The organism is Candidatus Liberibacter brunswickensis (assembly GCF_036858155.1).
GTDB lineage: Bacteria > Pseudomonadota > Alphaproteobacteria > Rhizobiales > Rhizobiaceae > Liberibacter > Liberibacter brunswickensis.
The window spans coordinates 1-13762 of record NZ_JAAEJX010000010.1; the positions used below are offsets into that span (position 1 = coordinate 1).

Sequence of the window (13762 nt, forward strand, 5' to 3'; positions counted from 1 at the left end):
GTTTTTTCTTATATTTTATAATTTTATTATTTAAAAAATATAAAATTAATGATAATTTTTAAGAAAATTATATATTGCTTGTAATTGAAATTGTTGGTTTCTCTATCTTCAATCATTTATTAATTGTTTATTTTTGCATTATTTATAATAAAATAATGGTAACTAAGAATAATCCAAATTGTGTTATTTATAATATAAATATCCCAATAGGTGTTTAAAAATTATTTAATTTGATAATTTTACAATAGATTTTTAAGGCAAGATAAAAAAAGTATTTTTTTTTAATTTATCTCTAATTAATTATATAATATAAAATTTTTTATATATTTTATTTTATTAGTATTATTAAGTTAATTAAAATGATTATTATCATAGAACTAATCAAAATAAATTGAGTTTTATGTATTCTTTTTTTTATTTCTTCTATCTTATTATTATTATGTTCGATACTATCTTCAATTAAATCTCTTAACATTTGTATTGATGAAAATGCCCTTATATTTCCATTTTTTAATAAAGTATAAACAGAGCTTGCTTCATGTAATTCGCTATAGATATCAGCACGAAATTCTCGTATATCGATTTTTATATCCCTTAAATCATTTTTTATATAAAGAAAGTCACTTTCCAAAGGAATTGTTTTTTTGACAGAGCGTTTATTCTTATTTGTTTTTGAATCTTCAGGAGAATCCATTTTATTTTCCCAATTATACTTTATTTTTATCTCATAAAAATTATAGCACAAAAGAAAAATAAGGAATACGTTTGTTATATAAATAAAATTTAATTATTGCTTTATTTATAAATTATTTTTTTCTCAATAACTAATTTTATTTAATATTTATTCGTATTTAATTTTATTGAAAAGATTTTAATAAATATTATTGACATAAAAATTATTTTTATACTTATAGAATTAATTAATAAAATAAAAAATTGTTATTTTTCATAATTTACTTACTAATATAGTTATAAGTTATAAAAAATTGAATCTATTAACCTTAATAAGTTTATTTTTATTAAAATATAGAATGTACAATACTATTTGGATCTTAGTAGAAAGATATCTAAAAAAATGTATTGCTACATGAAAATGATTTCTTTGCGGTTTAATTTGTTAATTAGATATAGGTATGTTAGCAAATCATTTATGAGGAAAATTAATTAATCAAGTAATGTAAAGGGCCTATTTTTTTATTCCTATGTATTTGAATGTGCTTGTAATGAATACACATAGGCAGGAAATTTTTTGATGGATAATTATAAAAGAAAACATGTACGTCAATGTCTTGATGATATGCGTCGTAAACTTTTCGATCGTAGTATGAATAATAAACTACTGAATTTTAGCATAGATCAACAATCTGTACTACGTATTTTTAACACATCTCCTAATCAGTTATATCAGCAAATTTTTAGAGAAGAAGTAATGCAATTCATGCCACTTCCTATGCCAACTAAAAAACAAGCTAAAGCACATGGTTTTTTAGATACTAATAAGTATCATTCTATAGATGAAGATGTTTGGATTGAAAAGTTAGGATTTAGCATTAATTATGATTTGCCTGTAGAATATAGTTTTAATGATGAAGAACAAAATTACATTATTCTTAAACAAGTAAGAGATTTAATAGCTGATAATATAAAGAACTCTAATGGTGCCATAGATATAAGCATGATAGAGAGTAAAACAGAGATTAGCTTACAGAAATTGAATTCTATCATAAGGAACTATGGTTATTTAGACATAGAAGACTTAGAACGCGCAATTAAAGATAATAAGCCTTTAAAAGCACCTTTTTTTCAGAATATTTTGAAAGACAATCAAATACAAACAGCTTATTTTCAAGATAAATTAGAAAACGTATTACGATTAATAAGCGAAAAATCACAGAGTTCTATAAAAGAAACTGGTACTTCTATACTGTATGTCGTTTTAGGTTTTCTTGAATGGTATGAAATAGATGATTATGATAATCCGCGATTAGCACCTCTTTTTACGATTCCTGTTGTATTAGAAAAGAGAAATTCTACTTCGCAACCATGTCTTACTCAATATCAATTGCGTTATACGTGCGAAGAAATTCTTCTTAATTTTTCACTGAAAGAAAAACTGCAAAGTGATTTTGGCATTATATTGCCGCCAATTGAAGAGGGTATGTGGCCAGAAGATTATTTTTTGCAAATTCAAAAAATTATAGAAGAAAGCAAATCACATTGGTCGGTACGTCGTTATGGTGTATTAGGATTATTAAACTTTAGTAAAATGTTGATGTGTCTTGATCTTGATCCTATACGTTGGCCAGAAGGAGAAGATAATATTCTAAATCATGATATTATACAGCGTCTTTTCGTTGCACAATCACTTGATCATGATAAAGAAAGTGAATCTTCTAATCAGAATATGGAATATAAAATTGATGAGATAGCTGATATTCATCATCGTTTTCCTTTGATTGATAATTCTGATAGTTCTCAGCATAGTGCTTTGATTGATGTGATAAATGGTAAAAATTTAGTCATAGAAGGACCTCCAGGAACAGGAAAATCACAAACTATTACTAATATTATTGCTACGGCAATGTTACATGGTAAAAAAGTATTATTTTGTGCTCAAAAAATGGCTGCTATTGAAGTGGTTAAAAGACGTTTAGAAAAGACTGGTTTAGGAGATTTCTGTTTAGAATTACATAGTCATAAGGCACATAAACGTGCTGTTCTTGATGATCTTCGTAAATGTATTGATAATAGAGGAAATAAAAAGGTACTTTCCAAAGAAATTGATGTTGAAGTTACACGCTATGAAGAATTAAAAGATCAATTAAATAAATATGCTCAAGAAATTAATCAAATTTGGAAAAATACTGAGTTAAGTATTCATCAAATTTTGATGGGGGCTGTTAGATATCGTCATGGTTTGCCATTAGATCCTGCTCAATTGCATATAGAGGGATTGTCAGGAGAAAATGCAGACCGTTTGTTTCGTTCGCGTTTAGAAGATCAAGTAAAGTCTTTTAAGGATGTTATTGTAGAATTTCATAAACAAGCGGGTGACAGTATGGAATTGATGAACCATCCTTGGTATGGTGTTAATAGTTCTGATGTTCATATACTTAATTATAATTATGCTCTTTCTTCTTTAAATAATTGGCAGTCTGCTCTTGTTGAATTTAAGAAATATCTTGAGATTTTTTTAAATAGATATGGTATTGAATGTAAAAGTAATCAGTTATTATGTTGGCAAGAAAAGTTAGTAAATTCAGTTGACAATTTACCTACTTTGCCTCGACTAACTTGTTTTAAGACATTTAAAAAATTAGAAGATTCTTCTGTAGAGTCTATTAATAAGTGGATTATAGATTTTAATCGCTTGCGAGATGATTTCAATCATATCAAAATTTATCTATTACCTAAAATAATAGATGATTTAAAAAGTTGCAAATGTATACTAGTTTTCCCTGATTTATGCGAAGAATTTGGTATTAGTCCAGATAGTTCTTTCAAAGATGTAAGTAATATTATCTCTTCGTTGCAGAAGATAATGGTATCGTGCGAAAAGTATTGGGAATGTTTTTCAGAATTGATGCAATGTTTGCCTTTAGCTTTTTCGCAGAAGATTGTTCCTAATCGCCAAGGTTTTAAAAATGCTGTTTTGCTTATGGAATTATCATCTGAGTTGCCGATATCGCTGTTGCGTTTGAGAGATGATTTTTTCAATGAAAGCAGTATAGATTCTGTATTAGAGGAGCTATTTGAAAGATTGGATTCTTTAAATAATCTTAATAAATCTATAGAAGATATTTTTAATATAAAAAAACTTCCAGATTCAAAATTTTTACACAACCTTAATAAGGTACTTCACTCATCAGGATTATTTTCTTCTTTCAGTAAACAGTGGAAACAGGCTAAAGCATCTCTTCTTAGTTTAGCAAAGAATCCTAGTATTTCGTGGAAAAAATTATATCACCAATTACCAAATGCTTATCAGTTCGTAATTGAAAAAGAAAAGCTTGAGAAAAGGAATTTTTACAATACGCTAGGAGAGCATTATCAAGGATTATCGACTGATATATTAGCATTAAAAAATATAAGAGCTTGGTATCGCAAGGTTCATCAAATTCGTAAGGAAAATGTTGGTTTAGATAAAGATCTCATTAATCGCTTTTTAATGTTAGATAGCCAACTTTTTAAAAGAATTCAAAAACTTCATAGTGAAGAATTAAGTAAAAAAATAACCGAAGTTCTTCAGAATATTCAGGATCTTGAGAAACTTTTATCTAAACAAAAAGATTTAAATAATATTTCTTCTATTTTTGTTGGAGAAGGTAATATTTTTGATTCTTTGATTAAAAAATTATCTAATGCTTTTGATCATTGGAAAAATTGTTTTAAAGATAGTGATATGCCTTTAAGAGAGGTTCAAGATTTGAGTATAAATCTTCATCAAATACAGCAGAGAAATTTTTCATTGGAAGAATCCTCATCAATTAAAGATTTTTTTGGAGAAGAAATTAAACCAATCGTTTTTGATGGAAATAGTAAGGAGAATAGTCAATTTTTATCTATTATCAATAGTACTTTGGAATTTAGAAACTCTATAAAAGAAAATGTTCTTTTAGATGAATTAATCCAAGGAATCAATCATATTGATGATCGATCTGCCTATAATGATTTTATAAAAGATTCTAAAAAATTGAGAATGATTTGGCAGAAACAGATTAAAAAACAAGAATATTTTGTAGAAAATACGCAATTAGATATGGCACAATGGACAGCACGTTGTAATGGTGATCTTGATTCATTGATTGCGCGTAATTTGGAGGCTATTAAGAAACCACGTTGGTTGAATGGATGGATTAATTTAATCCATATGGTCAAAGATATGCGGGACAATGGTTTAAAGGTAATTCAAGAATCTGTTTTTAATAATACTCTTAGTGTTAGTTATTTAGAATCTAGCTTACTAGCGGCTATATATAATCAGCTTTCTCGTGAGATTTTGACTGAAAAACAACATTTAATGCATTATTCTTCTGTTCAATTTTCTACAAAACAAGATAGATTTTATGAATATGACAAGCGATTACAGATTCTCCAAAGACAGCGTATTGCTAGTGTAATTGGCAATCAGAAAATCCCTCAAGGGATTTCTGGAGGGCTTAAATCTGAGTACACTGAGCTATCTTTGATTCGCAGTGAATTGGGGAAGAAATCTAGGAATATACCTATTAGACAGTTGATTTCTCGTGCTAAAAATTCCATGCTTCAGTTAAAGCCTTGTTTTATGATGAGTCCTATGTCCGTGGCTTATTATCTGGAACCTAAGGATATCAAGTTTGATCTTGTGATTATGGATGAATCCTCTCAAATTAAGCCAGAAGATGCTTTGGGGGTTATTGCTCGTGGAGAACAAATCGTTGTTGTAGGGGATCCAAAACAGTTGCCTCCTACTAGATTTTTTGATTATGAAGATGATCAAGAAGGTTATGATGAAGAAGTTGCGGCAGTTAGTCAGACAGAGAGTATTCTAGATGCATTGTTGCCTCTATTTTCTATGCGTCGTTTGCAGTGGCATTATAGATCACTTAATGAAAATCTTATTGCTTGTTCAAATTACTATTTTTATGATAATAGCCTTGTTGTATTCCCTTCTCCGTGTATTAAAGTTGATGGATATGGGATTGGATTTACTCATGTAAAAAATGGTGTGACAGTTGATCAAGGTAATCCTGAAGAAGCTAGAATTATTGCGCTTGCTGTAAAAGATCATGCTCTAAAGAATCCTGGAGAGTCTTTGGGAGTTATAGCAATGAATGCTAAACAACGTTATCTTATTGAAAGCGCAATTAATAAATTATGTAGTAAAGATAGTGAAGTAGGCAATGCTATTAGTAAGTTGCGTATGCATGAAGATCCTTTCTTCGTCAAAAATTTAGAAAATGTTCAAGGAGATGAGAGGGATAGAATTTTTATATCATTTACCTATGGCCCAAATGAGCCAGGTGGGCGTATTTTCCAACGTTTTGGTCCTATTAATTCAGATGTTGGATGGAGGCGTCTTAATGTACTATTTACCCGTGCAAGAAAACGTATAGATGTTTTCAGTACGATGAGGTATTTAGATGTAAGGGTGGATGAAGATTCGAATCTTGGCGTTCGAGTAATGCGTGATTTTCTACATTTTGCTGAAACAGGATATATGGAGCATTCTCTTAAAACAAAAAATAAAAATAAAGATAATGATAATGATTTTTCTGTATCTGTTATAAAAGAACTTGAAAAAGCTGGTTTTTCTTGTGATTCTAAATTGGGAAATATGGGGTTTTCCATTGATGTAGCTGTATATGATCCAAATAATCCGGGATATTATTTGATGGGTATCGAATGTGATGGTGATGTATATAATTCCGCAAAATCTGCACGCGATAGAGATTGTTTACGAAAAGAAGTTTTAGAGCGTATGGGATGGCGTACTAGACGTATTTGGTCGGTAGATTGGTTTAGTAATCCGGATGAGGCTATTGAACCTATCATTCGCGAACTACGTAATTTAGTACGAAAAAAATAAATGCTTGCTTAGAGAATTAAAACATATCTTTATAGTAATCTTAGTTATTTATTAGTAATACTTATTACTAAATATTGCTTGATATCATAGATGTATTTTCCCCTAAAAATAAATAGCAATGGATTTCATATGGAATCTTCGTGGATACTAATTTATGTATGTTATAAATCTTTTAATGCAGTATAATTTTAGGATTTCTTTTTAAAGAGATGGTTTTTATTAGTGAACATTCACAAAAAAAGGAATTTACTTCGTCGAAAAATATAGAAAAATCACCTGGTTTCATACATTTACAAGTACATTCATCTTATTCATTGTTAGAAGGAGCTATTTCTTTAAATAATATTTTAGATAAAACTTTCAATGATCAACAACCTGCCATTGCTATAACTGATACGAACAATCTTTTTGGTGCATTAGAGTTTTCTCAAAAAGCTTGTTCAGCTGGTATTCAGCCTATTATAGGCTGTCAACTAGATATTGATATGCAAGATATCTTAACAATGCACAATCAAGACCGGTTATTTTTTCCAAATGTTCCTTCAATTATACTTCTAGCATCCACTGATGAGGGATATAAAAAATTAATTGAGCTTGTAAGTCGTATGTATCTCAAAGATCAAGGTAAGGAATCTGTCCGTATTTGTTTATCTTGGTTGCAAGAAATAGGTACAGAAGGCTTGATTATGTTGACAGGTGGTAGTTCTGGTCCGATAGATAGAGCCTTTTTATTAAACAATCCTCAAATAGCAGAAGAACGAATCCTTACCTTTAAGAATCTTTTTGGTAATCGTCTATATGTTAGCTTAAATCGTCACAAGGGTTATGATCGCTATCGTGAAAGTCAAGTGATTCAGTTGGCTTATAATCATGAACTACCATTAGTAGCAACTAATAATTGTCTTTTTCTATCTGAAGAAGATTACGAAGCACATGATGTCTTGATGGCAATTGCTCATTCAACTTTTATATCTCAAGACGATCGTCCGCAAGTTACTTCTGATCACTACTTGAAAAGTCGTTCTGAGATGATTTCTATGTTTTCTGATTTGCCAGAAGCGCTTGAAAATACAATAGAAATTGCTCGTAGATGTTCTTTTATACTTCAATTACATAAGCCAATTTTACCACGTTTTATTGAACAAGAATGTGATAATATTGAATTAGTAGAAGAAAGTGAATTACGCAATAAGGCGATGAAAGGTTTAGAAATTCGTCTTTCTCAAGGTATAGCAAAGGGATATAATGTGCAAGATTATAGACAACGTCTTGATTATGAGTTGGATATTATTGCACGTATGAGATTTTCAGGATATTTCTTGATTGTGGCTGATTTTATACAATGGGCTAAAAAACATAACATTCCAGTAGGTCCTGGACGAGGTTCAGGAGCAGGATCTGTTGTTGCTTATGCTTTGACAATTACTGACATTGATCCTTTACGTTTTTCTCTTCTTTTTGAGAGATTTTTAAATCCAGATCGTATGTCTATGCCTGATTTTGATATTGATTTTTGTCAAGATCGACGTGATGAAGTTATTCGATATGTGCAAGATAAATATGGACATGAACGAGTAGCTCAGATTATTACTTTTGGATCTTTACAAGCTAGAGCGGCATTGCGTGATGTAGGTCGTGCTTTGCAAATTCCGTATTCTAAAGTTAATCGTATTTGTAAGTTAATACCAAATAATCCAGCACATCCTGTTTCCCTTAAGCAAGCTGTAGAGGAGGATTCTCGTTTGCGAGAAGAAATTTCAGAGGATGATTTGGTAAAGCATCTTATTGAAATTTCTCTAAAATTAGAAGGATTATATCGACACACTTCAACTCATGCAGCGGGTATTGTGATAGGAGATCGTCCATTATCAAAATTAATACCCATGTATCGTGATGTAAGATCTAATCTCCCAGTAACACAATTCAATATGAAATGGGTTGAAAAAGCAGGTTTAGTTAAGTTTGATTTTCTAGGTCTTAAGACTTTGACGTTATTGCAAAAATGCATTGATTTATTATTTAAAAGGGGAATAAAAATTGATTTTTCACTGATTCCTTTTGATGATTGTAAAACATATAATCTTTTAACTGAAAAAGGTACATTGGGAATATTCCAGTTGGAAAGTTCTGGAATGCGTCAAGCGTTGGAAGGTATGCAACCAGATTGTATTGAAGATATAATCGCTCTTGTCTCATTGTATCGTCCAGGCCCAATTGATAATATTGAAGTTTATAATAATCGAAAAAACAAGAAAGTAGTAATAGATTCTATTCATCCATTAATCGATCCAATTCTAAAAGAAACGCAGGGAGTTATTATTTATCAAGAACAAGTTATGCAAATAGCTCAAATACTTTCTGGATATTCTCTCAGTGAAGCAGATGTTTTACGACGTGCAATGGGGAAAAAAATAAAAACAGAAATGGATCAACAAAAAGAGCGTTTCATTTCTGGAGCAAGAAAAAATAATATAAGCGAAAAAGATGCTACTCGTATTTTTGAAGACTTAGCAAAATTTGCAGATTATGGATTTAATAAGTCTCATGCAGCTGCCTATGCGGTTATTTCTTACCGAACTGCATGGATAAAAGCACATTATCCTGTTGAATTTTTAGCTGTTTCTATGACTATAGAAATGGATAATGTAGAAAAAATTAAAAAATTTTGTAAGGATGCACATCAGTTTAATATTAAAATTATTCCTCCATCTGTTAGAACTTCGTGTGTAAATTTTGAAGTAGGTGTAAATTGTATTTACTATTCTTTGGGGGCTATAAAAGGCGTTGGAACAATAACAGCACGTCATATAATGAAAGCACGTGAAGATAAACAATTCGATAGTTTAGAAGATTTTTGTTCAAGAATTGATTCAAAACAATTAAATCGTCGAGTATTAGAGAGTTTAATATTTGCAGGAGCTTTGGATTGTTTTGGATATAATCGTAAGCAATTGTTGCAATCTATTGATAATATTCAAAAGTATTCTCAGTGGATTGAAAAAAATCGTATGAATGAACAAGAAAATATTTTTTCTGATGGAAAGCACAAGTTTCACGACAAAATAACTTTGGAAGAATTCTCGGTTGAAAATTCTTCTGAAAGATTTGAAAATGAACTAAGGGTATTAGGTTTCTATCTTTCAGGACATCCACTTGATGTATATAAGACAATATTACAAAAATTGGATATTAAGGGATATGAAGAAGGTATTGCTAATTTAAAAGAAGAAAATGATTCCATCCGATTAGCTGCTGTTGTAATGAATAAAGAGCAAAAGAAAACGCGAAAAGGATCTAGAATAGGATGGGTTACTTTTTCTGAACCAGATAATGAATATGAGGCAGTTTTTTTCCCTAAACGAGAAAATAAATACAAAAATAAATACAAAGATAAAGAGGACGATTTTTTATGTATTGAGGATTGTTTTGATCATATGATGGAAATTAACTTGCAAGAAACTGAAAATGATCCTTCTTTGAAAGAACAATATGAATCAATAGAAGGACAAAAAACATTTTTATTGAGAGAAAAAAAAGCATACATTATCATGATTTCTTCAGAAGGTAAGCCATCATTCAAAAGAGATTCTGTTCGTTTGTCCTACGTTAGATCTTTGGAAGAGGAATCTAAGGAAATGTTGGATTCTTTGAAAATATATATTCAAGATCGCAGTTCCCTTGAAGAAATTCATAAATATTTTCAAAGTCGAAAAATTAAAAATTATGATAAAATAGGAAAAATAGGCCTTATTTTCATTAAGTTACAAGGAAAAATTGAAATAGAAGTAACTATGGATCAATATTATATATCGCCTGAAATTGCCTTTGATCTTAAACATATTCCAGGTATAACAAAAGTGGTTCAAGTATTAAAATGATAATTCTACTTTAAATATGCCGTATTCATAAATATAATTAATGATAATTAAATTCCATATAAGCAGATAAAAATATGAACTATTCGCGTGATTTTATAAAAGATCTTCTTATTCGTATTCCTATTTCCATTTTAATTGGTAAGTATGTTGATTGGGATCGAAAAAAGACTAATGCGGTAAAAGGTGATTATTGGGCTTGTTGTCCTTTTCATAAGGAAAAAACACCAAGCTTTCATTGTATTGATAGAAAAGGGATCTATTATTGTTTTAGTTGTCATGCAACAGGTGATCATCTGTCTTTTTTATCAGCATTATTTGGATGTTCTTTTGTCGAATCTGTACAAAAATTAGCTGTGATAGTAGGTGTTACATTACCAGTTTTTGATTCTAAAATAGATAAAACAGAAAAAATTCAGACTGGCTTAATACATCTTATGGAAACAGCTGCTGATTTTTTTCACCGTTCTTTGAAAAACAATAATAACAAGCATTTGCGTTCTTATCTAGATAAACGTGGCATAAATTCTCATGCTATAGAGACATTTAAATTAGGATATGCTCCAGATAATCGTGATTATTTAAAGGAATATTTACTGCAAGAATGTTTCCCTCATGAAAAAATAATTGAAGCAGGCCTTTTGATTCATGGAGATAATATAACTATTTCTTATGATAGGTTTCGAAATCGTCTTATTTTTCCTATCTTTTCTTCTAAAGGAAAAGTTATTGCTTTTGGAGGACGCACTCTTTCAAAAGATGATAATGTTAAGTATCTTAATTCACCAGAGACAATTCTTTTTCATAAAGGAAAAAATCTTTATAATTTTTGCGGAGCTTTTAATTATCTTCAAAAATCAACAAGACAAGATTTGCAATGGAAGAGTTCTTCCTTCATTTTGCTTGTAGAAGGTTATATGGATGTTCTTTCTTTATATCAGGCTGGCATAAAAAATGTTGTATCTTCTCTAGGTACTGCTTTAACAGAATATCAATTACTTCTTCTATGGAAGCTGTCTTCTCGTGTAGTATTATGTTTTGATGGTGATGATCCTGGTTTGCGTGCATCATATAGAGCTGTTGATCTTGTATTATATAACTTAATTCCTGGGAAAAGAGTTAGTTTTGTTTTATTGTCAGGAGGAGAGGATCCCGATAGTTTTGTGCGATTCCATGGTAAAGTAGCTTTTGAAAAATTGGTTTTGGAATCATTGCCATTGGTTGATATGCTTTGGAAGCGTGAAACAGAACATCGTTCTTTTGATACTCCTGATGAGCGAGCTGAATTAGAGATACGCCTTAAAAGCTGTATTGATCATATTAAAGATAAAAAATTACGATATTATTATTTTCAAGTAATTCGAGATCGCCTTTATTCTTTGTTTAAGAAGACTAAGGAATCATATTATTTAAGTCAATATTGGAAAAAAAATGAAAGATATAGAGATAAAAAAGGACCTTCTCAAAGATTAATGCAGTCTTCTCTTGTAAAAGGCAAATTTTCTAAAAAACCATCTTTGCGCGAAGCTGCGCTATTATTAACTTTGATTAATCATCCAAATATTTTGCAAGAACAATATCAAGAATTATCTGATATTTGCTATGATAATAGCGAATTACAAAAAATGTGGTCTTTTTTATTTAGTGATTTTTTTTTACAAAAAGATTTTTCGCATCAAGTAATAAATGAAAGACTTTGTGCACGTGGTTTTGGTGAATTATTAAAAAATCTTGATAAACAAGTTCGAGAAGCAGGACTTTGGAGTGCAACTTCTGAAGCACATATTGTAGATGTTAGACAAGGTTATCAACAAGCTCTATCATTATATAAACGTTTTCGGTTATTGTCGCGTCAAAAAGAAGAGATAGAAAAGCAAATAGCACAAGTAACTGCAAATGGAGAAGAAAAAAAAACTGCTCTTTTGATGTCTATCTTGAATGAAATTCATATTCAAATCCATAAGATTGAATCCCAAGAAGCTATGATTGAAGGATTTGGGAAAATGTCTGGACGATTATAAAAAGTTATTTCATTCTATAATTAATATTTTATCTAAATTGTAATTAGTATAATAAAAAAATAATTAAATAAGAAAGATGTAAATTGTTACCTTATATTGAAAAATAAATATTAAAATTAAGATATATAATGAATTTTAAATTTTTTAGTACAATTATTAGATATTTTCTTCGTTTTATATATTTTATTAGAAAAGGTAATTTCCTTATGGAAAATTCAGCTATTAAATCTGCTCTTCAATGTGTTATAGCAGAGAAAAAAGGATTATGTTCTTTAGAGTTATCTTTGAGAGGAGAATTGTCTTCTCATTTTATTCGTGCCGTAGAAAGCATCAATAATATCAAAGGACGTGTTATTATTACTGGAATTGGCAAAAGTGGTCATATTGGTTTAAAATTAGCTTCCACATTTTCTTCTACAGGAACTCCTTCTTTTTTTGTACATGCTGCTGAAGCAAATCACGGTGATCTCGGTATGATTACAAAAGATGATTTGATTATTGCTTTATCATGGAGTGGGGAAAGTAATGAATTAAAGGCTATTTTATGTCATGCTCGTAGATTTTCTATTCCATTAATTGCTATTACCTCTGAAAGAAAATCAGTTTTGGCATTGCATGCAGATATCGTTTTACAATTGCCGAAAGAATTAGAATCATGCCCACATGGTTTAGCTCCAACTACTTCTACTATTATGCAATTGGCAATAGGAGATGCTTTAGCTATGGCTCTTATGAAATCGCGTAATTTTACAGAAAAAGATTTTCATACCTTGCATCCAGGTGGTAAGTTAGGATCATTGTTTATTCGTGCTTCAGAAGTAATGCATTATGGTGAGAGACTTCCTATTGTGAATATAAACTCGTCTTTAGTAGACTCTATTCATGTTATTTCAAAAAAAAGATTTGGCTGTGTGGCTGTTGTTGATGAAGATAAAAAATTAAAGGGAATCGTGACTGAGGGAGATATATTCAGAAACTTTCAAAGAGATCTAAATTTGCTTACTGTTGAAGATGTTATGACAAAAACTCCTAAGTTTATTTTAGAAGACACCCTTTTAACAGTTGCAATGCAACTTTTACAACAACATAATATTTCTGTTCTTATGGTTTTGGATAATAATCAAAGAGTTATAGGTATCATTCACTTTTTGGATTTATTGCGTTTTGGTCTATCGTAGGAATTTAAATTTTAATTTTAATTTAAAATATAATATTTATTGTAAAGATAATAAGGTATGATTTTGCCTGTTAAAAACGTAAAAATTAGTTAGAAAAATTAATATTTAATTTTCTCCATA

At 29.8% G+C, this 13762-nt stretch carries 5 protein-coding genes; 4 read left to right on the forward strand and 1 reads right to left on the reverse strand.

The window, feature by feature from the left end; translation table 11 throughout:
• Positions 1-328: 328 nt before the first annotated feature.
• On the reverse strand, positions 329-694 hold the full coding sequence (locus tag GY664_RS03595) for a hypothetical protein (RefSeq protein ID WP_333948107.1): 366 nt from the start codon (positions 692-694) through the stop codon (positions 329-331).
• A gap of 558 nt (positions 695-1252) precedes the next feature.
• Here GY664_RS03595 and GY664_RS03600 point away from each other — a divergent pair.
• The 4 genes from GY664_RS03600 to GY664_RS03615 all read left to right on the forward strand — a co-directional run bounded on the left by GY664_RS03600 (position 1253) and on the right by GY664_RS03615 (position 13642).
• Positions 1253-6568, forward strand: a complete 5316-nt coding sequence (locus GY664_RS03600) for a DUF4011 domain-containing protein (RefSeq protein ID WP_333948108.1) — start codon at positions 1253-1255, stop codon at positions 6566-6568.
• Between the two features lie 209 nt (positions 6569-6777).
• Positions 6778-10446, forward strand: coding sequence for a DNA polymerase III subunit alpha (gene dnaE / locus GY664_RS03605; protein ID WP_333948109.1), 3669 nt, complete (start codon positions 6778-6780; stop codon positions 10444-10446).
• 74 nt (positions 10447-10520) lie between these two features.
• A complete protein-coding gene (dnaG, locus tag GY664_RS03610; RefSeq protein WP_333948110.1) occupies positions 10521-12464 on the forward strand; it encodes a DNA primase in 1944 nt (647 codons plus the stop codon).
• A gap of 206 nt (positions 12465-12670) precedes the next feature.
• Positions 12671-13642 (forward strand): KpsF/GutQ family sugar-phosphate isomerase, encoded by a 972-nt coding sequence (locus tag GY664_RS03615; protein WP_333948111.1) that lies wholly within the window; start codon positions 12671-12673, stop codon positions 13640-13642.
• The last annotated feature ends 120 nt before the right edge of the window (positions 13643-13762 follow it).

Coding starts and splice junctions, on each gene's coding strand:
- dnaG (WP_333948110.1), top strand. CDS start 10,521: ATGAACTATTCGCGTGATTTTATAAAAGATCTTCTTATTCGTATTCCT.
- dnaE (WP_333948109.1), top strand. CDS start 6,778: ATGGTTTTTATTAGTGAACATTCACAAAAAAAGGAATTTACTTCGTCG.
- GY664_RS03595 (WP_333948107.1), bottom strand. CDS start 694: ATGGATTCTCCTGAAGATTCAAAAACAAATAAGAATAAACGCTCTGTC.
- GY664_RS03615 (WP_333948111.1), top strand. CDS start 12,671: ATGGAAAATTCAGCTATTAAATCTGCTCTTCAATGTGTTATAGCAGAG.
- GY664_RS03600 (WP_333948108.1), top strand. CDS start 1,253: ATGGATAATTATAAAAGAAAACATGTACGTCAATGTCTTGATGATATG.